Raw genomic sequence first — 19,004 nt, 5'->3', positions numbered from 1 at the left:
CGCGCCCCCCCCACCAACACCGGTCCTGCCCTGCGGTGGCGCCGCTCGACACCGCCACCCGCGCCACCGCGCACTCAGCTCTTGAAGGCGTCGACCAGCTTCTTGTAGAGATCGGTGAAGCGCTTGCGCGCGGCCTGCTGCTCGCCGGTGAGCCCGTCGCCGGAGGCGGGGGAGTAGACCACCAGGTGGACCTCGCCGGCCGGGTCGTCGGGCATCAGGTCGATGATCTGGCTGCCCTTGCCGTCACCGGCCGGGACCCCGAAATCGATCTCGGCCAGCGCGGCGATCTCGTCCTGCGCCGCCGCGAGCACCTCGGCGCCGACCGTGCCGGTCACCATCTTCGCCGCCGTCTCGGGCTTGCGGTCCTTGCTCACCGCGTCCGGGCTGTGCACGGCCTTGCCGTCGGCGAACACCTGCAGCACCGGGCGCAGGTCGGTGCGCTGCGACCAGCCGTCGGGAATCGTGGTCAAGCTGACCAGCGGTAGCGGCGTCGGCTCCGCGTGGGCCGCGGCGCTCAGGCCGGGCAGTGCGAGTGCGCAGACGAGCAGTCCGGTCATGGTCAGGCGCATGGGTTCCCCTCGAAAGACGATGTGTCGGTGTCGCGTTCGGGGGTCAGCGTAGCCCGGGCGGGTTGTTCAGGTCACCCGCGGAATAGGTGTCGCACGAGGACACCGCCCCGGTGCGGTAACCGGCCAGGAACCACTTCTGGCGCTGCTCGGAGGAACCGTGCGTCCAGGACTCGGGATTGACCCCGCGCCCGGCCGCGCGCTGGATCCGGTCGTCACCGACGGCATTGGCGGCCGAGAGCGCGTCGCGGATGTCGTTGTCGGTCAACGGCTTCAGGAACGGCTGGGTGGCGCCCGGCGCGGGCTGCTTGTCGGCGAAGTGCGCCCAGATGCCCGCGTAGCAGTCGGCCTGCAGCTCGGTGCGGACCGCACCCGACTGCGCGCCCTTCGGGTCGCGCTGGGCCCGGCCGATGTCGCCGAGCTGGTTCTGGATGTGGTGGCCCACCTCGTGCGCCACCACGTACTCCTGGGCCAGCGGGCCGCCGCTGGCACCGAAGCGATCGGTGAGCTCCTGGAAGAAGCTGGTGTCGAAGTAGGCGGTCTGGTCGGCGGGGCAGTAGAACGGGCCCACGTCACTGGTGGCGTTGCCGCAGCCGGTGTTCACCGCGCCGGAGAACAGCACCAGCTTCGGCTCCACATATCGGGTGCCCGTCTGCTTCGGCAGTTCCTGCGACCACACACCGTCGAGGCTCTGGGTGGTGGCGACGATCCGGCAGTCGACGTACCTGTTGGCGTCGGCGCCGGTCTTGCAGTGCGCGGGCGTGCCCGCGGTGGCCCCCTGGCCCGCCTGCTGTTCGGTCTGCGCGCCGGTGAAGTTGCCCAGCACCGAACCGGGGTCCCCGCCGAGCAGCAGGGTGATCACCAGCAGGATCAGGCCGCCCGCGCCGCCGCCGATGGCGAGTTTGCCGCCCATTCCGGGTCCACCGCCCGAGGATGCCCGTCCCGGATCGATCTGCATACCTTCGTTGAAGGTCATCGACGTACTCGCCTTCGCTCGGTTGTCCAGCTGTCCAACAGCATGATTCACCGTCGGCGGGCGTGGCGGACGGCGGGCATGTGTCACAAGCTTGACACGGTGACCCGGATATCGGTTTTCACTCCACGAACGTGTCTCACTACGATGGCAGTGCACCTGGTCTCCTCCGCCGGTGCGACCAGTCGTCGAAAGGAATACCGTGCTGCGCACCCACTTGGCTGGTTCGCTGCGAAGCGAGCACGCCGGTCAGACCGTCACCCTCACCGGCTGGGTGGCCCGGCGTCGTGACCACGGTGGCGTGATCTTCATCGATCTGCGCGACGCCTCCGGGGTGGCGCAGGCCGTGTTCCGCGAGGGTGCGGCGGCCGAACAGGCCCACAAGCTGCGCGCGGAGTACGTCGTGCAGATCACCGGTGTGGTGGAGCAGCGTCCCGACGGTAACGAGAACCCGGAGCTGCCGACCGGCGCGATCGAGATCGACGTCAAGGAACTGGTGGTGCTCAACGAGAGCGCGCCGCTGCCGTTCCAGCTCGACGAGACCCCCGGCGACGAGGCCCGCCTCAAGTACCGCTACCTCGACCTGCGCCGCGAGGGCCCCGCGCACGCCATCCGGCTGCGCTCCAAGGTCAACGCCGCCGCCCGCGAGGTGCTCGCCCGCCACGAGTTCGTCGAGGTGGAGACCCCCACCCTCACCCGCTCCACCCCCGAGGGCGCCCGCGACTTCCTGGTCCCCGCGCGCCTGCAGCCGGGCAGCTTCTACGCGCTGCCGCAGAGCCCGCAGCTGTTCAAGCAGCTGCTCATGGTCGGTGGCATCGAGCGCTACTTCCAGATCGCGCGCTGCTACCGCGACGAGGACTTCCGCGCCGACCGTCAGCCCGAGTTCACCCAGCTCGACATCGAGATGAGCTTCGTGCGCCAGGAGGACGTGATCCTGCTGGCCGAGGACGTGCTCACCGCGCTGTGGAGCCTGGTCGGCTACGAGATCCAGACCCCGATCCCGCACATGACCTACGCCGAGGCCATGCGCCGCTTCGGCTCGGACAAGCCCGACCTGCGCTTCGGCGTCGAGATCACCGAGTGCACCGAGTTCTTCGCCCAGACCCCGTTCCGGGTGTTCCAGGCGGAGTACGTGGGCGCGGTCGTGATGCCCGGTGGCGCGAGCCAGCCGCGCCGTCAGCTCGACGCCTGGCAGGAATGGGCCAAGCAGCGCGGCGCCAAGGGCCTGGCCTACATCCTGATCAACGAGGACGGCACCCTGGGCGGCCCGGTCGCCAAGAACCTGTCCGACGCCGAGCGTGAGGGCCTGGCCAAGCACGTCGGCGCCGAGCCCGGTGACTGCGTGTTCTTCGCCGCGGGCCCGACCAAGGCCCAGCGCGCGCTGCTGGGTGCCGCGCGCGGCGAGATCGCGCGCAAGTGCGACCTCATCGACCCGAACGCCTGGGCCTTCGTCTGGATCGTCGACGCCCCCATGTTCGAGCCGACCGCCGACGCCACCGCCAGCGGTGACGTGGCCCTGGGCTACTCGGCCTGGACCGCGGTGCACCACGCCTTCACCTCGCCCAAGCCGGAGTCGATGGACACCTTCGACACCGATCCGGGTTCGGCGCTGGCCTACGCCTACGACATCGTCTGCAACGGCAACGAGATCGGTGGCGGTTCCATCCGTATCCACCGCCGCGACGTGCAGGAACGCGTGTTCAAGGTGATGGGCATCGGCCACGACGAGGCGCAGGAGAAGTTCGGCTTCCTGCTCGACGCCTTCTCCTACGGCGCCCCGCCGCACGGCGGCATCGCCTTCGGCTGGGACCGCATCACCGCGCTGCTGGCCGGTGAGGACTCGATCCGCGAGGTCATCGCCTTCCCGAAGACCGGCGGCGGCGTCGACCCGCTCACCGACGCGCCCGCGCCGATCACCGCGCAGCAGCGCAAGGAGGCCGGGATCGACGCCAAGCCCGAACCCAAGGGCGAGGCCAAGGCCGCCGACGCGCCGAAGGCCGCCGACGCGAAGTAGCGCCACCGCCGCGGTGAGCCGGTACCTTCTGGTCAGTCCGTCCGACCAGGAGGCCCGGTGCTGCACCTGCGCGTCATCAGTCCGCCCGAGTACACCGACGCGCTGGTGCGCATGCTCGAAGCCGATCCCGGCGTCACCCATCTGACGGTGGCGCCCGGGATCGCCCTCGAACCGGCCGGTGATCTGGTCCAGGCCGATGTCGCGCGCGAGGGCGCGAACAAGGTGATCGCCGACGTCAAGAGCCTGGGCATCGTCGAACACGGCGGCATCACCCTCGGACCGGTCACCACCGTGCTCTCCGACGCCGCCGACCGCGCCGAGCGTGCCACGCCGGGCGACCCGACCGACACCGTGGTCTGGGAGCAGTTGCTGAAGGAGACCCACGAGGAGTCCACCCTCAACGTCACCTTCCTCGCCTTCCTGACCATCGCGTGCCTGCTGGCCGCCATCGGGGTCTCGACCAACTCCCCGGTGACCGTGGTCGGCGCCATGGTGGTCGGCCCGGAATTCGGGCCGCTGGCGGCACTGTCGGTGGCGCTGGTGCGCCGCAACTGGCGGCTGGCGCGACGTTCGGTGATCGCGCTGGCGATCGCCTTCCCCCTGGCCATGACGATCACCCTGGCCGCGACGCTGGTGTGGGAGCGGTTCGGCTGGATCACCACCGAGCGCGTCATCGACGCGCACAATGTCGACTTCATCTACCAGGTGGGCCCGTTCTCCCTGGTCGTCGCGCTGCTGGCCGGAGCGGCGGGGATGCTCTCCCTGGTGACGGCGAAATCGGCGGCGCTGATCGGGGTGTTCATCTCGGTCACCACCGTGCCCGCCGCGGGCTACGCGGTGGTGGCCGCCGCCATCGGGCAGTGGCACCGGGCGTTCGAGTCGGCCGGTCAGCTCGCGGTGAACCTGCTCGGCATCGTGGTGGCCGGGGTGGTCGTGCTCGAACTGCGCCCGCGCGCGGGCGAGGAGAGCGGCCCGGTGGGCCGGTTCCAGCGCGCGATCGGGATGCGCACGCCGTTCGACCGCTGAGCCTCAGATACGGGCCACCGGGCCCGCGGTGAGCATCCGGTAGGCGTAGGTCACCGCCATGGCGCACACCGGCCCCGCGACGAAGAGCCCGAGCCCGCACAGCGCCAGGCCGACCATGGTCACCAGCGCGATCGTCAGCGCCAGCAGCAGCGCGGCCCACAGGTTGGCGATCACCAGCTGCGCGCTCGCCTTGATCGCCTCCACCGGACCGTAGTCCTGGTCGATGACGAAGTGCATCGAGAACATGCACAGGAACCCGACGACCAGGCCGGGCAGCAGGCACAGCGACGAGGCGATGAGCGTCGCCGCGAAGGCCAGCAGCGAGGTCAGCAGGACATTGCCCGCGTTGACGAATCGGAAGAACGAGCCGAATGCCGGTGGATAACCGTCGATTTCGTAGAGCGCGCCGCGCACCATCACCGCCTGCAGCAGCCACAGCCCCACCAGCACGACCAGGAACAGCAGCAGCAGGGTGAACAGCGAGGTCGGCTCGAAGATCTGGACGACGGCGAGGAACGCGAGATAGATCAGCACCCCGACCCCGGTCACCCCCAGCCACGGGCCGGGATTGACGCGGAAGCGTTCCCATCCGTAACTCAGCGAGCGGCCGACATCGAGGGCTTGTGCTCCCGAATGGTAGTAACCCGGCGGCTGCCCGCCCGGCACCCCCGACACGCCGGACGCGGGGGCGGTGGCGAAGGTGGCGCTGTCCGGTTTCGGCTGCGGTGCGGGGTAACCGGGACCGGTGCCCGCGGGGCCGTACTGCGGTGCGGGCGCGCCCGTGCCGGCAATCGGGGGAGCGGGCTCGACCGGTTCGTTGCCGTACTGCGCGGCGCCGGGGCCCTCGAATTGCGGATAGCCTGCGCCACCGGCCATTCCGTGCCTGCTGTGGCCCGCGCCGGTGCCGGGCGAACCGCCCGGGCCGGACGGGGAATTCGGTGGGCCGGCGAACTGTCCGCCACCGCCGGGACCGGGCGACCCACCGGGGGAATCGCTCGATGCGGCGTACGGTGTGTCGGTCACTGTGATAGACCTTTCGACTCAACCGGTTTGCGGTGTGGCGCACAGCAGTTGACGATGAGAAAACCCGACAACCGTCGAGTGTGTCAAGCGAACAGGCACACTCGCGCAACCTCGGCGCCAACACGCCGGGTGACGCGGAAAGGTTGTGCAACCGCTCGCTAGAAGTGACCAGGTACGAGTAGCTTGAGAGGCGATGACCGCACTATTGGCCGAACGCGCCGCCGACGTCGTGTCCGCAGCACAACAGTTGCTCACAAAGCGAATGGGTGCTCCGGTGAAGCTGAGCGATCCGATGGAGCTCAGTGGCAGTGGTAGGACGACAGTCCTACGCGTGCGTGTTGCGGAGAACGCATTCTCGTTGCCGCGCACGCTGATCGTGAAACAGGTGCGCGGTACCGCGACGCAGCGGCGCACCGGGGGCATGGCTCCCGGCGTCGCCAGCATCGACGCGGCCTTCCTCCGGGAGGCGGTGTCCTACCAGTTCACCACTGCCTTGAGCCGCGAGCAGCGGCCCGGCGCCTTCCTGATCGCGCACAGCGTGCCCGACCGGTTGCTGGTGCTGTCCGACCTCGGCGACAACGCGCTGCTCACCTCGGTGCTGCGGGCCAGGGTCGAACCCGGCACCCGCAACGCGCTGATGGCCTTCGCGCAGGCGCTGGGCCGGATGCACGCCGCGACCGTCGGCCGCGAACCCGATTTCGTCGCGCTGATGCGCCGGGTCGATTCGGTGCACCGGGTCGACGGGATCGCCCAGCAGGCCCAGGCCGCCATCGCCGATGTCCCCGGGCTGCTGCGCGCCGAGCTCGGCATCGAGGTGCCCGGGGAGATCGCCGAGCGCATCGTGCACGGCAACCGCCTGTTCACCGGTGGCCGGCACCGCGCGTTCAGCCCGTCGGACCTGTGCCCGGACAACGTGATCATGAACGACGAGGGCGCGCGGTTCCTCGACTACGAGTGGGGCGGTTTCCGCGACGCCACCCTCGACATCGCCTACGCGCTGGTCTCCTTCCCCGGGTGCCTGTGCGATTTCGAGCTCTCGCGCAGCCGCGCCAAGGAGATGGTCGAGGCGTGGCGGTCGGCCGTGGTCGGAGTGTGGCCCTCGCTGGCCGACGACGCGGTGCTCGCCGAGCGGATCCTCGAGGCCCGGCTGATCTGGGTGTGGCTGTCGACCTACTGGTTCCTGCCCGCCGACCACACCCGCATCGCGACCGCCCGCGAGCACGGCCTGTCGGTGCCGCGCTCGGAAGCGCTGATCAACCGCTGGTCGGCGCTGGCCGAGGACGCGCGCGTCACCGGTGACGACGCCGTCGGCGACTTCGCCGAGCAGGTCTCGGCCATGCTCGAGGAGCGCTGGGCGGAATAGGAGCACCCCACTTTCCGGCGCGACGGGAGTAGCGTCGGAGGTCGGATCATCCGAGGAATGGGGAGCAGCTGTGCCGAAACCGGTCAGTGTCACCGTCGTCCGTAAGCAGTCGTTGACCCCGCACCTGGTCCGGGTGGTCGGCGTGGTGGAAGACGGGTTCACACCCAACGAATTCACCGACGCCTACGTGAAATTGATCTTCCCGGTGCCGGGCGTGGTGTATCCGGAACCGTTCGATCTGGACACCGTGCGGGCCACGCTGGGCCCGGAGAGTCAGCCGATCCTGCGCACCTACACCGTCCGGTCCTTCGACGCGGCGACCCGCGAGATCGCCATCGACTTCGTGGTGCACGGCGATGAGGGCGTCGCGGGGCCGTGGGCACGCGATGTCGAACCCGGGGAGCGGTTCCGGCTGTTCGGTCCGGGTGGGGCGTTCGCGCCCGATCCGGCGGCCGACTGGTACCTGTTCGCCGGTGACGAGTCCGCGCTGCCCGCCATCGCCGCCGGTGTCGCGGCCCTGCCCGCCGGCGCGCCCGCGCTGGTGTTCGTCGAGGTGGGCGGGCCCGAGGACGAGATCGCGCTGGACTCGCCCGCCGACCTGAGCGTGCGGTGGGTGCACCGCGGGGTGTCCTCGGATGCGGTGCCGAACGACCTCGCGGGGGCCAACGCGCCCCTGGTCGCCGCGGTGCGCGCGGCCGAATGGCTGCCGGGACAGGTGCACGCCTTCGTGCACGGCGAGGCCGAGGCCGTGATGCGCAATCTGCGTCCGTACCTGCGCAAGGAACGCGAGGTCGCGCCGGAGTGGCTGTCGATCTCGGGGTACTGGCGGCGCGGGCGCACCGAGGAGGGCTTCCGGGAGTGGAAGCGGGAACTGGCCGCCGAGGGCGCGTGAGGCCGGTCCTCAGCGTGTGAGCCCGGCCAGCTTGTCGGCCAGGTGCGCGCGTTCGACGGCGTTGTCGGTGAGCAGCAGCGCCGACTCGTAGGCGGCGATCGCCTCGTCGGTCCGGCCGAGTTCGGCGAGGAAGGCGGCGCGGGCGACGTCGAGGTAGCCGTAGGTCGCCAGCGCGGGTTCGGCACCGAGCGGCTCGAGCAGCGCCAGCGCCTGCCCGGGATTTCCGGACAGGCCCACCGCGACGGCGTGGTTCAGACGGGCGACCGGCGAGGGCGCCACGCGCAGCAGCAGCCGGTACAGCCCGATGATCTCGGGCCAGTCCGTCTGCGCCCAGGTGGGCGCCTCGTCGTGCACGGCGGCGATGGCCGCCTGCACGGTGTACCGATCCGTGTGTGGCAGGGCCTGTTTCACCAGTGCGATGCCCTCGGTGATCGCGGCGCGGTCCCAGCGGGTGCGGTCCTGGTGTTCGAGGGTGCACAGGGTGCCCGCGGCGTCCACGCGCGCGGCGCGGCGGGCGTCGGTGAGCAGGATCAGCGCCAGCAGGCCGGTGACCGACGGGTCGTCGGGGACCAGGGCACGCATCATCCTGGCCAGTTGCAGCGCCCGGTCGACCAGGTCGGCGCGGACCAGGACCTCACCGGCGGGAGCGGTGTGCCCCGTGGTGAACAGCAGGTGGATCACCGCGCAGATGGCGTCTAGCCGCTGCGGTAGCTCCCGCACCGACGGCACCCGGTACGGGATGCCTGCCACCGCGATCTTCTTCTTGGCGCGGGTGATCCGCGCGGCCATGGTCGCCTCGCTCACCAGGAACGCGCGGGCCACCTCGGCGGTGGTGACACCGCAGACCAGCCGCAGCGTCAGCGCCACCTGCGCCTGTGGGGCCAGCGCCGGGTGACAGCAGGTGCTGATCAGGCGCAGCCGGTCGTCGGGGATCGCCGGGCCGTCCAGCTCGGCCAGGGCGAGGTCGGCGGTGTCGTCGGCGGGCTCGTCGACGACGAGTTTCGGCAGCGCCCGCCGGAAGGTGCCCTCCCGGCGCAGCAGATCCAGGGCGCGGCGCCGGGCCACCGTGGTCAGCCAGGCGCCCGGCCGGGCGGGCGCGCCGTCGGCGGCCCAGGCGGTGAGCGCGGTGGCGTAGGCGTCCTGCACGCACTCCTCGGCCAGATCCAGATCGCGGGTCAGGCGCACCGTCGCGGCGAGCACGAATGCCCACTCGCGCCGGTGCGCCCGCTCGACGGCCGCGGCCGTATCGGTGACCATGCTCAGCGCGGGAAGACCTTGATCGGGCGCACTTCCACCCCACCGGTCGCGGGCACCTGCGCCGCCAGCGCGATGGCCGCGTCCAGATCGGGCGCCTCGAGCAGGTAGTAACCGCCAAGGGCCTCCTTGGCCTCGGCGAACGGGCCGTCGGTGATGACGGCGGTACCGTCGGCGTCGTGGCGGATCGTGGTGGCCGTCGCGGTCGGCTGCAAGGCGTTGCCGCCCAGGTTCGCGGCGCCCGCGATCTCCTGGAAGGCCCGGTGTTCGGCGAGCATGCCGCCGAGCTCGTCCGGCGACATGGCCGCGTGCACTGCTTCGTCGCCGTAGATCAGGACCAGGTACTGGCTCATGATGACGCTCCTTCGTGGACTCGGCGGCCCGCCGATCGGGCCGCTCTACTCCACCGACGAGCAGCCACCACCGAGATCGACAGCCGGTGCCGAGAATTCTCCTCCGCGCGGGCGCGTCAGGCGATCGGCGCACCGCGCTGTTCGAGACGTCCGCCGGCCGCGACGGCGAAGGACATGCCGTGGCGCACCCCGCTGCCCGGGTCGGTGACATCGAGGACGTAGAACCAGTCCATCTGCGTCTGCCCGGCCGTCACCTCCAGCACGCCGAAACCGTGCGAGTCCAGTTCGACGTAGCGCAGGTGGTGATTGGCCGCCCGGATGGCCTGCTCGGCGGGCACCGAGGCCGTGCGCGGCGGCATCTTCAGCAGATCGCCGACGCTGGACGAGGTCACCGACGGGACGACGAACTCCGTGCCCGCGGTCGGTCCGCCCGGATAGTTCGCGGCGTCCACCGGCAGGTCGGCGGCCCAGGAGGTGTGGATGTCGCCGGTGAGGAACACGACGTCGCTCACCTGGTTGCCGGTGATGGCCGAGAACAGGGTGTTGCGGTCGGCGGTGTAGCCGTCCCACTGGTCGCCGTTGACGGTGAGCCCGCCCTGCGGCAGCCCGAGCAGGGCGGTGACGGCTGCGGTGGTGGCCGGTTCCAGCGGCGGGAAGACCAGCGGCGCGATCATCACCGAGTTGCCCACCAGCTTCCAGCGGGTCGGCGAGGACACCAGGCCCGCGGTGAGCCACTGCATCTGGGTGCGGCCGGTGAGGGTGCGCGCCGGATCGTCGGCGACGCGCCAGCCCGCGCCCGGCCCGGCCTCCTCGTCGCGGTAGGTGCGCAGATCCAGCATGGACAGCTCGGCCAGGGTGCCGAAACGCAGCCGCCGGTAGATCTGTACCTGCCCGTCGGCGCGGGTCTCGCGCACCGGCATCCACTCCAGGTAGGCGCGGGTGGAGGCGGCCTTGCGGTCGGCCCAGGGTCCGGCGACGGCGGGGTCGTGGTTGTTCGAGCCCTCGCGCCAGGAGTTGTCGGCCGACTCGTGGTCGTCCCAGGTGCAGATGAACGGCAGCCGCGCGTGCAGGGCGGTCAGGTCGGGATCGGTCTTGTACTGGCCGTGCCGGATGCGGTAGTCGGCCAGGGTGAGGATCTCGTGGACCGGGTCGTGACCGCGCACCGCGCCGTCGCGGCCGGTGTACTCGCCGCGCGCGTACTCGTAGATGTAGTCGCCCAGGTGCACGATCGCGTCGAGGTCGGTGCGCGCGGCCAGGTGCCGGTAGGCGCCGAACCAGCCCGCTTCCCAGTTGGCGCAGGAGACCAGGCCCAGCCGCAACCGGTCGACCTCGCTGTCGGTGGCGGGCGCGGTGCGGGTGCGCCCGACCGGCGAGGTCCGGCCGAGGGCGGTGAAACGGTAGAAGTAGTCGGTACCCGCGCTCAGGCCGGTGGCGTCGACCTTGACGGTGTGGTCGGACCCGGCCGTCGCGGTGACGGTGCCCGAGGCGGCGATGCTGCCGAACTCGGCGTCGGTGGCGATCTCCCAGCGCACCCCGGTCGCCTCGCCGAGGCCGGACCCGGGGGTCGCGTCCTCGGCGACGGTCACCCGGGTCCACAAGACGACCGCGCCGGGCAGTGGGTCACCGGAGGCGACACCGTGGCGGAACACCGTGTCCGCCGCGTGCGCCGGGGCGGTGCCGAGGACCGCGACCGCCGCGACGGCCGTTCCGCCGGTGAACAGGGTGCGCCGGGCGAAGTGCCCGTGCGGCGCGGAAACGGCGGGAGATGTGTTGTCGGCCACGATCAGCGATCACAGCCGACCCGGCGCCCCGGCGCAAGTCGGCGGACCGAATATTGGTCAACTGTCCACTTCTGCGTCGTCCGCGCGTCGCGGCCGGGTCGGTCCGGCGGAGCTGTCCGACCCCGTCGGTACCCTGCTCGGTGTGAGCGAGAGTCTTTTCGACGTGCCCGGCGCGCACGCCGAGCCCGAGCCCGGCGCCGACGCGATGATCCGTCGCGATCCGGGCGCGCCGCTCGCCGTCCGCATGCGCCCGCGCACCCTCGACGAAGTGATCGGCCAGCAGCACCTGCTCGGCCCCGGCTCACCGCTGCGTCGCCTGGTGGAGGGTTCGGGCGCGGCCTCGGTGCTGCTCTACGGCCCGCCCGGCACCGGCAAGACCACCCTGGCCTCGCTGCTGTCGCAGGCCACCGGCCGCCGGTTCGAGGCGCTCTCGGCCCTCTCGGCGGGAGTCAAGGAGGTGCGCGGGGTGATCGACCTGGCGCGCAGGCGGCTCACGGCGGGCGAGCAGACCGTGCTGTTCATCGACGAGATCCACCGCTTCTCCAAGACCCAGCAGGACGCGCTGCTGGCCGCGGTGGAGAACCGGATCGTGCTGCTCGTCGGCGCGACCACCGAGAACCCGTCGTTCTCGGTGGTGGCCCCGCTGCTGTCGCGCTCGCTCATCCTGCAACTGCAATCGCTGACCCCCGACGACATCCGGGCCGTGCTGGAACGTGCCGTGGCCGACGAGCGGGGGCTGGCGGGGTCGGTCACCGTCACCGACGAGGCCTTCGACCACCTCGTGCGGATAGCGGGTGGCGACGCCCGCCGCGCACTGACCGCGCTGGAGGCCTCCGCCGAATCGGCCGCCGACGGCACGGTCGACCTGGAACTCGTCGAGGCCGCCGTCGACAAGGCCGCCGTGCGCTACGACCGCGCGGGCGACCAGCACTACGACGTGATCAGCGCGTTCATCAAATCCATCCGCGGCTCCGATGTCGACGCCGCCGTGCACTACCTGGCCCGCATGCTGGCGGCGGGGGAGGACCCGCGATTCATCGCTCGCCGCCTGATGATCCACGCCAGCGAGGACATCGGGATGGCCGATCCGACGGCCCTGCAGACCGCGACGGCCGCCGCCCAGGTGGTCCAGCAGGTCGGGCTGCCCGAGTGCAAACTCGCCCTGGCCCAGGCCACCATCCACCTGGCCACCGCGCCGAAATCCGGGGCGGTGACCTCGGCGATCGGCAAGGCGATGGCCGATATCACGGCGGGCAAAGCCGGCGCGGTACCGCCGTATCTGCGCGACGGGCACTACTCCGGCGCCGCCCGGCTCGGCAACGCCCAGGGCTACCGGTTCCCGCACGACGCGCGCGACGGTGTCGTCACCCAGCAGTACCCACCCGACGAACTCGTCGGCACCGACTACTACGAGCCCACCGACCACGGCTACGAACGCGAGGTCGGTCCGCGGGTGGCCCGGCTGCGCCGTATCGTGCGGGGTCGCTGAGGCGGCACGCCCAGTGGGACAGACCACCCCGGGCGATGAAAAACCACGTGCGCCGCACCGGTAGGCTGGGTATTTGTGCAGACCCACGAGATTCGCCGACGCTTCCTGGACCATTTCGTCCGCGCCGGACACACCGAGGTGCCCAGCGCCTCGCTGATCCTGGCCGACCCGAACCTGCTGTTCGTCAACGCGGGCATGGTCCAGTTCAAGCCGTATTTCCTGGGACAGGAAGCGCCGCCGTACGCGCGCGCGACCAGCGTGCAGAAGTGCGTGCGCACCGGCGACATCGACGAGGTCGGCGTGACCACCCGCCACAACACCTTCTTCCAGATGGCGGGCAATTTCTCCTTCGGCGACTACTTCAAGGAAGGCGCCATCACCCTGGCCTGGGAGCTGATCTCCAAGTCCCAGGAGGAGGGCGGCTTCGGTTTCGATCCCGAGCGCATCTGGGTCACCGCCTACGAGTCCGACCCGGAGGCCGCCGAGATCTGGCATCGCGTCGCCGGGATCCCGAAGGAGCGCATCCAGTTCCGCGACGGCAAGGACAACTACTGGGACATGGGCGTCCCCGGTCCCGGTGGTCCCTGTTCGGAGATCTACTACGACCGCGGCCCGGCCTACGGCAAGGAAGGCGGCCCCGTCGCCGACGAGGACCGCTACCTCGAGATCTGGAATCTCGTGTTCATGCAGGACATCCGCGGTGACCTGAGCCCCAAGCAGGGTCATCCGCCGATCGGCTCGCTGCCGCGCAAGAACATCGACACCGGCATGGGCGTCGAACGCGTCGCCATGCTGCTGCAGGGCGTGGAGAACGTCTACGAGACCGACCTGCTGCGCCCGATCATCGACAAGGCCGAGCAGCTCACCGGCCGCTCCTACGGCGTCGAGCACGCCGACGACGTGCGTTTCCGCGTGATCGCCGACCACGTCCGCAGCTCGGCCATGCTCATCGCCGACGGCGTGAACCCCGGCAACGACGGCCGCGGCTACGTGCTGCGCCGCCTGCTGCGCCGCATCGTGCGCTCGGCCCGCCTGCTCGGCGCCGAGCAGCCGGTGATGGCCGAGCTGATGAAGGTCGTCTCCGACCTGATGTCGCCGTCCTACCCCGAGCTGGCCACCGACTTCGCCCGCATCGAGACCGTCGCGGTCGGCGAGGAAACCGCCTTCCGCAAGACCCTCAACACCGGCGAGACCCTCTTCGACAACGCCGCGACCGCGGTGAAGTCCCACGGCGGCAAGCAGATCGCGGGCTCGGACGCCTTCGCGCTGCACGACACCTACGGCTTCCCGATCGACCTCACCCTCGAAATGGCCGCCGAGGCGGGCCTTTCGGTGGACGAGGAGAGCTTCCGCTCGCTCATGGCCGAGCAGCGCAAGCGCGCCAAGGACGACGCCCAGGCCCGCAAGCACGCCCACGCCGACCTGACCGTCTACAAGGAACTGGTCGACCGCGGCGCCACCGAGTTCACCGGCTTCGACGAGCTCACCTCCGAGGCGCACGTGCTGGCCCTGATCGCCGACGGCGTGCGGGTCCCGGTCGCGCAGGCGGGTTCCGATGTCGAGGTCATCCTCGACCGCAGCCCGATGTACGCCGAGTCCGGCGGCCAGATCGCCGACCGCGGCACCATCACCGCCAACGGCCTGAAGCTGCGCGTCAACGACGTGCAGAAGATCGCCAAGAAGCTGTGGGTGCACAAGGCCACCGTCGAGCAGGGCCAGCTCACCGAGGGCGATGTCGTGCTCGCCCAGGCCGATCCGGCCTGGCGCCGCGGCGCCACCCAGGGCCACTCCGGCACGCACATGGTGCACGCCGCGCTGCGTCAGGTGCTCGGCCCCAACGCCGTGCAGGCCGGTTCGCTGAACAAGCCCGGCTACCTGCGCTTCGACTTCAACTGGCAGGGCGCGCTGAGCGAGCAGCAGAAGGCCGACATCGAGGCCGTCTCCAACGACGCCGTCGGTGCCGACTTCCCGGTGAACACCTTCGTCACCGATCTGCCCAAGGCCAAGGAAATGGGCGCCATGGCGCTGTTCGGCGAGAACTACGGCGACGAGGTGCGCGTCGTGGAGATCGGCGGCCCGTTCTCGATGGAGCTGTGCGGTGGCACCCACGTCGAGCACTCCTCGCAGATCGGCCCGATCACCGTGCTCGGTGAGTCCTCGGTCGGCTCGGGCGTGCGCCGCGTGGAGGCCTTCGTCGGTCTGGACTCCTACAAGTACCTGGCCAAGGAGCGCGCGCTGCTGGCCGGTGTCGCGTCCTCGCTGAAGGTGCCCTCCGAGGAGGTGCCCGGCCGGGTCGAGCAGCTCGTGGAGCGGCTCAAGGTGGCCGAGAAGGAACTCGAGCGCACCAAGATCGCCGCGGTGCTGTCCTCGGCGGGGACCTTCGCCGAGCAGGCCGAGCGGGTCGGCGCGGTCCGCCTGGTCGCCGCCGCCGCGCCCACCGGTGTCGCGGCGGGCGACCTGCGCACGCTGGCCACCGATATCCGCGGCCGCCTCGGCAGCGATCCGGCGGTGGTCGTGCTGCTCGGTGACGTCGACGGCAAGGCGCCGTTCGTGGTGACCGTCAACAAGGCCGCCCAGGACCTGGGTTTCAAGGCGGGCGATCTGGTCGGCGCCTTCGGCCCGAGCATCGCCGGTCGCGGCGGCGGCAAGCCGGAGATGGCGCAGGGCTCCGGCTCCGATCCCGCCGGCATTCCCGCGGGTCTGACCGCGGTCCGCGCACGGGTGGCCGAACTCGCCGGCTGATGACCACCCCCGGTTCAGCCGACGACACCGCCGCTGATCGACCGGATCCGGCGACCGACCCCGGCCGCGGCCGCCGCATCGCCATCGATGTCGGCAGCGTCCGCATCGGGGTCGCCTCCAGCGATCCCGACGGCATCCTCGCCACGCCGGTGGAGACCGTCCCGCGCGCCAAGTCCGGCCGCGCGGGCGGTCCACCCGCCGACATCGCGAGAATTGCCGAGATTGTGCGGGAGTACGAAGCGGTCGAGGTGATCATCGGCCTGCCACGCACGTTGCGCGGGGAGAACGGCACGGCGGCGGGGATCGCGCGCAGGTTTGCCAAGCAGTTGCGCCGGGTGATCGACCCGATTCCGATACGCCTTTCCGACGAACGTTTGACTACGGTGTCTGCTGCACGTGCGCTGCGCGACAGTGGAGTTCGCGCACGTGGCCAGCGGCAGATGATCGACCAGGCGGCAGCCGTGTCGATCCTGCAAGGATGGTTGGACGAGCGGAGTTCGGTGTTGAAGGACGCAGAGACGACGAATGCGGTCGGAGATGATGCATGACCGACCGATGGGCCAGGGCCGAGGAACGCTACCGGGCAAGGGAAGCTGATCGGCGCTACCCCCGGCGCGACGACTGGGGCCTGGACGCCCGCACCGCGCGCACGGAGGAGGAGCCGCCGTCGGGCCCGCCCGGCTGGGACGACGAGGACGGCACCGACGTCATCCCGCGCTACGAGGACGAGCCCTACGACGAGCCCGAGCCCGAACCCGAACCGGTGGCCCCACCGCGCCGGGTGCGCGAGCGCGCCGCCCCCGCCCGCACGCCGCGCGCGGGTGGGCGCGACGGTGCGCGGCCGAAGCCGCGTGACGGTGCCCGCGACGGCGCTCGGGCGAAGTCGCGCGAGGGCGAACGCGAGGGCAAGCGCGCCCGGCCCGCCGCGGGCCGCAAACGGTCGCGGATCGCCTCGCGCAAGGCGGCCGAACGCAAGCGCCGCCGCCGCAACATGTGGCTGATCACGGGCGTGTTCATGGTGCTCGTGGTGGCCGGGGCCGGTTTCGCCGGCTACAAACTGATCGGCAGCCTCACTCCGGCCGCCGATTTCGCGGGCCCGCCCGGCGCGCAGGTCATCGTCCAGGTGCATCAGGGCGATACCGCGACACAGATCGCCGCGGCCATGCACGACAAGGGTGTGGTCGCCAGCCGCGAGGCCTTCTATCAAGCGGCCGTGCGCAACTCGGGCATGAACAGTGTGCAGCCCGGCTTCTACGCGATCGGGGTGAACAGCCCGGCCGCCGACGCGGTGGCCACGCTGGTGGGTGGAAAGGCCCGCGTCGGCAATGTGATCGTCTCCGAGGGCCGGTTGCTGCACGACAAGCACGATGTGAGTACCGGGGGCCGCTACGACGGCATCTATCGCAAGATCGCGCAGGCCAGCTGCTATGGCGCCGACCAGAAGTGCGTCACCTACGAGCAGCTCGACGCCGCGGGCGCGAGCCTGGACCTGGCCAAGCTCGGCGTGCCGGAATGGGCGATGCAGGGCGTGCGCGACTGCCCGGACCGGGCGCGTCAGCTGGAAGGGCTGATCGCGGCGGGCACCTGGGACTTCGACCCGAGCGGCACCCCCGAGCAGATCCTGCGTCAGCTGGTGTCCTCGAGCGTGCAGCGCTACGAGGCCACCGGGCTGCTGCAGTCGGGAGCCACCACGGGCCTGAAGCCGTACGAGACCCTGGTGGCCGCGTCGCTGGTGGAGCGGGAGGCCAAGCCGCAGGACATGAGCAAGGTCGCCCGGGTGATCGTGAACCGGTTGAAGGTCGACCAGATGCTGCAGTTCGACTCGACGGTGAACTACACCCTCGACACCACCGAGGTCGCGACCACCAATGCCGACCGCGCCACCGAGACCGCGTGGAACACCTACGCGATGCACGGCCTGCCCATGACCCCGATCGCGGCCCCCTCGCTGGGCGCGCTCGAGGCGATGGAGAACCCGGAACCGGGGAACTGGCTGTACTTCGTCACCGTCGACAAGGAGGGCACGACGCTGTTCACCGACGACTACTCCGAGCACCTGCGCCTGGTCACCCAGGCCCAGCGCAGCGGCATCCTCGACAGCTCCCGGCCCTACGGTGGCTGAGCCGCGCAAGGCGGCGGTGCTCGGTAAGCCCATCGCGCACTCGCGCTCGCCCCAGCTGCACCTGGCCGCCTACCGGGCCCTCGGGCTGGACTGGAGCTACGAGCGCGTCGAGTGCACGGCCGAGCAACTGCCAGGTCTGGTCGACGGGCTCGGCCCGGAATGGGTCGGGCTCTCGGTGACCATGCCGGGCAAGGAAGCCGCCCTGGCCCACGCCGACGTGCGCACCGACCGCGCCGTGCTGGTCGGTTCGGCCAATACCCTGGTGCGCACCGAGGCGGGCTGGCTGGCCGACTGCACCGATGTGGACGGGGTGCTCGGCGCGCTGCGCGGCGGCGGGGTCGGCACGCTGGAGGAGGCCGTGGTGCTGGGTGCCGGTGGCACCGCACGGCCCGCCCTGCTGGCGCTGTCGGAACTGGGTTCCCGGTCGGTGACCGTGATCGCCCGGGACGCCGGGCGGGCGCGTAGCGCGGTGGAACTCGCCGAGCGTCTCGGTATGGCGGTGTCGACGATCGGTTTCGACGACGCCGGGCTCGCCGCGGTCTGCGCGCGGGCGGGCGCGGTGGTCAGCACGATCCCGTCGAGCGCGGCGGCCGCGGTCGCGGAGTCGGTGGCCGGGGCGCCGGTGGTTCTCGACGCGATCTACAACCCCTGGCCGACCCCCCTGGCCGAGGCCGTGGCCGCCGCCGGGCACACCGTCGTCAGTGGTTTGCAGATGCTGCTGAACCAGGCGTACGGGCAGGTCGAGCTGTTCACCGGGCAGCCCGCGCCGCGCGCGGCCATGGCGGCGGCCCTCGACGAGCTCGCCGATACCCAGAATTGATACCGGTTCTAGTTTTGGCCCGCTAAGGTGTTGCCCATGAGCGCTTGGGTGTTACGAGCCGTCGGTCTCGGCGCGTTGGTCGTCGCCTTGCGGGTCCTGCTGGGATTCGCGATGGCGACGCTGCCGACCTACGGCCTGCTGTGGCGGGTGGCCTGCCTGGTCGTGCTCGTCGGCACGGCCGTGGTGTGGGGCCTGCGCGACAGGCGCTCCGGCGGGACCGACCTCACGGTGCGCTGGCTGGCCGCCGGATTCGGTGCCGGGCTGAGCAGCAGCGCGGTGTGCTGGGCGCTGGATCAGCTCCCGCGCGTGGAACTCGGCGACAGCGGTGTGCTGTTCGAGCTCACCTCGGCCGCCTCGTTCATCATGCTGCTGATCTTCCTGCCCGCGATGGTGGGCGTCGCCGTCGCGGGCGTGCGCGCGCGACGCGCCCGCGACGCCGCCGAAACCGCCGAGATCACCGGCGAACCGGAACTCGCCACCGCCTGATCGCTGCGCCACTCGCTCGCGGTGCGGCACCGCTTCCAGTCGCGCATGGCCCGGTTCGCCGTCTCGGGCGAGGCTCGGTCGTGGTCGGCGAATCCGGTGC

At 71.1% G+C, this 19,004-nt stretch carries 16 protein-coding genes; 10 read left to right on the top strand and 6 right to left on the bottom strand.

Translation table 11 applies throughout. From position 1 onward, the window contains the following. Nucleotides 1–74: 74 nt before the first annotated feature. Nucleotides 75–569 (bottom strand): hypothetical protein, encoded by a 495-nt coding sequence (locus ACWEMY_RS09845; RefSeq protein WP_452389665.1) that lies wholly within the window; start codon nt 567–569, stop codon nt 75–77. A gap of 43 nt (nt 570–612) precedes the next feature. Continuing rightward, nucleotides 613–1,542, bottom strand: a complete 930-nt coding sequence (gene ypfJ / locus ACWEMY_RS09840; protein ID WP_452389664.1) for a KPN_02809 family neutral zinc metallopeptidase — start codon at nt 1,540–1,542, stop codon at nt 613–615. A gap of 199 nt (nt 1,543–1,741) precedes the next feature. Between ypfJ and aspS the strand changes: the two genes are divergently transcribed. Further along, nucleotides 1,742–3,553 (top strand): aspartate--tRNA ligase, encoded by a 1,812-nt coding sequence (gene aspS, locus ACWEMY_RS09835; protein WP_375928805.1) that lies wholly within the window; start codon nt 1,742–1,744, stop codon nt 3,551–3,553. Nucleotides 3,554–3,610: 57 nt separating this feature from the next. Next, nucleotides 3,611–4,579, top strand: coding sequence for a DUF389 domain-containing protein (locus tag ACWEMY_RS09830; protein WP_452389663.1), 969 nt, complete (start codon nt 3,611–3,613; stop codon nt 4,577–4,579). A 3-nt stretch (nt 4,580–4,582) separates the two neighbouring features. Here the strand turns inward: ACWEMY_RS09830 and ACWEMY_RS09825 are convergent, their stop codons facing one another. Continuing rightward, nucleotides 4,583–5,602 (bottom strand): hypothetical protein, encoded by a 1,020-nt coding sequence (locus tag ACWEMY_RS09825; RefSeq protein ID WP_375928801.1) that lies wholly within the window; start codon nt 5,600–5,602, stop codon nt 4,583–4,585. Between the two features lie 193 nt (nt 5,603–5,795). On the opposite strand from ACWEMY_RS09825, the gene ACWEMY_RS09820 reads away from it, so the two are divergent. Together ACWEMY_RS09820 and ACWEMY_RS09815 are read left to right on the top strand one after the other, a co-directional pair. Continuing rightward, the gene (locus ACWEMY_RS09820) at nt 5,796–6,965 is read left to right on the top strand and encodes a phosphotransferase family protein (protein ID WP_375928799.1); all 1,170 of its coding nucleotides are present in this window, start codon (nt 5,796–5,798) and stop codon (nt 6,963–6,965) included. A 70-nt stretch (nt 6,966–7,035) separates the two neighbouring features. Further along, nucleotides 7,036–7,857 carry a siderophore-interacting protein gene (locus ACWEMY_RS09815; RefSeq protein WP_452389662.1) on the top strand — a complete coding sequence of 274 codons (822 nt, stop codon included), beginning with the start codon at nt 7,036–7,038 and terminating at the stop codon, nt 7,855–7,857. Between the two features lie 9 nt (nt 7,858–7,866). Here the strand turns inward: ACWEMY_RS09815 and ACWEMY_RS09810 are convergent, their stop codons facing one another. The 3 genes from ACWEMY_RS09810 to ACWEMY_RS09800 all read right to left on the bottom strand — a co-directional run bounded on the left by ACWEMY_RS09810 (nt 7,867) and on the right by ACWEMY_RS09800 (nt 11,245). Further along, nucleotides 7,867–9,114, bottom strand: a complete 1,248-nt coding sequence (locus ACWEMY_RS09810) for an RNA polymerase sigma factor (RefSeq protein WP_452389661.1) — start codon at nt 9,112–9,114, stop codon at nt 7,867–7,869. A 2-nt stretch (nt 9,115–9,116) separates the two neighbouring features. Next, nucleotides 9,117–9,464, bottom strand: a complete 348-nt coding sequence (locus tag ACWEMY_RS09805) for a YciI family protein (RefSeq protein WP_375928793.1) — start codon at nt 9,462–9,464, stop codon at nt 9,117–9,119. A gap of 116 nt (nt 9,465–9,580) precedes the next feature. Further along, on the bottom strand, nt 9,581–11,245 hold the full coding sequence (locus tag ACWEMY_RS09800) for an alkaline phosphatase D family protein (RefSeq protein ID WP_452389660.1): 1,665 nt from the start codon (nt 11,243–11,245) through the stop codon (nt 9,581–9,583). Nucleotides 11,246–11,450: 205 nt separating this feature from the next. Here ACWEMY_RS09800 and ACWEMY_RS09795 point away from each other — a divergent pair, with 205 nt between their 5' ends. The 6 genes from ACWEMY_RS09795 to ACWEMY_RS09770 all read left to right on the top strand — a co-directional run bounded on the left by ACWEMY_RS09795 (nt 11,451) and on the right by ACWEMY_RS09770 (nt 18,904). After that, nucleotides 11,451–12,734 (top strand): replication-associated recombination protein A, encoded by a 1,284-nt coding sequence (locus ACWEMY_RS09795; protein WP_452389669.1) that lies wholly within the window; start codon nt 11,451–11,453, stop codon nt 12,732–12,734. A 75-nt stretch (nt 12,735–12,809) separates the two neighbouring features. Next, entirely contained in the window at nt 12,810–15,476 is a 2,667-nt protein-coding gene (alaS, locus tag ACWEMY_RS09790) for an alanine--tRNA ligase (RefSeq protein ID WP_452389659.1), read from the top strand. After that, nucleotides 15,476–16,024 carry a Holliday junction resolvase RuvX gene (gene ruvX / locus ACWEMY_RS09785; RefSeq protein ID WP_452389658.1) on the top strand — a complete coding sequence of 183 codons (549 nt, stop codon included), beginning with the start codon at nt 15,476–15,478 and terminating at the stop codon, nt 16,022–16,024. Before alaS ends, ruvX begins: the two co-directional genes overlap by 1 nt. After that, nucleotides 16,021–17,598, top strand: coding sequence for an endolytic transglycosylase MltG (gene mltG / locus ACWEMY_RS09780; RefSeq protein WP_375928785.1), 1,578 nt, complete (start codon nt 16,021–16,023; stop codon nt 17,596–17,598). Before ruvX ends, mltG begins: the two co-directional genes overlap by 4 nt. Then, nucleotides 17,591–18,418, top strand: a complete 828-nt coding sequence (locus tag ACWEMY_RS09775) for a shikimate dehydrogenase (protein ID WP_452389657.1) — start codon at nt 17,591–17,593, stop codon at nt 18,416–18,418. The genes mltG and ACWEMY_RS09775 overlap by 8 nt, the downstream gene beginning before the upstream one ends. Nucleotides 18,419–18,454: 36 nt before the next feature. Further along, nucleotides 18,455–18,904 (top strand): B-4DMT family transporter, encoded by a 450-nt coding sequence (locus ACWEMY_RS09770; RefSeq protein ID WP_452389656.1) that lies wholly within the window; start codon nt 18,455–18,457, stop codon nt 18,902–18,904. Nucleotides 18,905–19,004 lie beyond the last annotated feature (100 nt).

The organism is Nocardia sp. NPDC004415 (genome assembly GCF_053602435.1).
Note: the sequence above shows the minus strand (reverse complement) of the source record. Positions and strands in the feature narration are given on the sequence as shown.

What these genes read in the sequence shown, in the direction of transcription:
- ypfJ (WP_452389664.1), bottom strand. Translation starts at nt 1,542, where the DNA reads ATGACCTTCAACGAAGGTATGCAGATCGATCCGGGACGGGCATCCTCG.
- ACWEMY_RS09805 (WP_375928793.1), bottom strand. Translation starts at nt 9,464, where the DNA reads ATGAGCCAGTACCTGGTCCTGATCTACGGCGACGAAGCAGTGCACGCG.
- ACWEMY_RS09795 (WP_452389669.1), top strand. Translation starts at nt 11,451, where the DNA reads ATGATCCGTCGCGATCCGGGCGCGCCGCTCGCCGTCCGCATGCGCCCG.
- ACWEMY_RS09770 (WP_452389656.1), top strand. Translation starts at nt 18,455, where the DNA reads ATGAGCGCTTGGGTGTTACGAGCCGTCGGTCTCGGCGCGTTGGTCGTC.
- ACWEMY_RS09820 (WP_375928799.1), top strand. Translation starts at nt 5,796, where the DNA reads ATGACCGCACTATTGGCCGAACGCGCCGCCGACGTCGTGTCCGCAGCA.
- ACWEMY_RS09845 (WP_452389665.1), bottom strand. Translation starts at nt 569, where the DNA reads ATGCGCCTGACCATGACCGGACTGCTCGTCTGCGCACTCGCACTGCCC.
- ruvX (WP_452389658.1), top strand. Translation starts at nt 15,476, where the DNA reads ATGACCACCCCCGGTTCAGCCGACGACACCGCCGCTGATCGACCGGAT.
- mltG (WP_375928785.1), top strand. Translation starts at nt 16,021, where the DNA reads ATGACCGACCGATGGGCCAGGGCCGAGGAACGCTACCGGGCAAGGGAA.
- ACWEMY_RS09810 (WP_452389661.1), bottom strand. Translation starts at nt 9,114, where the DNA reads ATGGTCACCGATACGGCCGCGGCCGTCGAGCGGGCGCACCGGCGCGAG.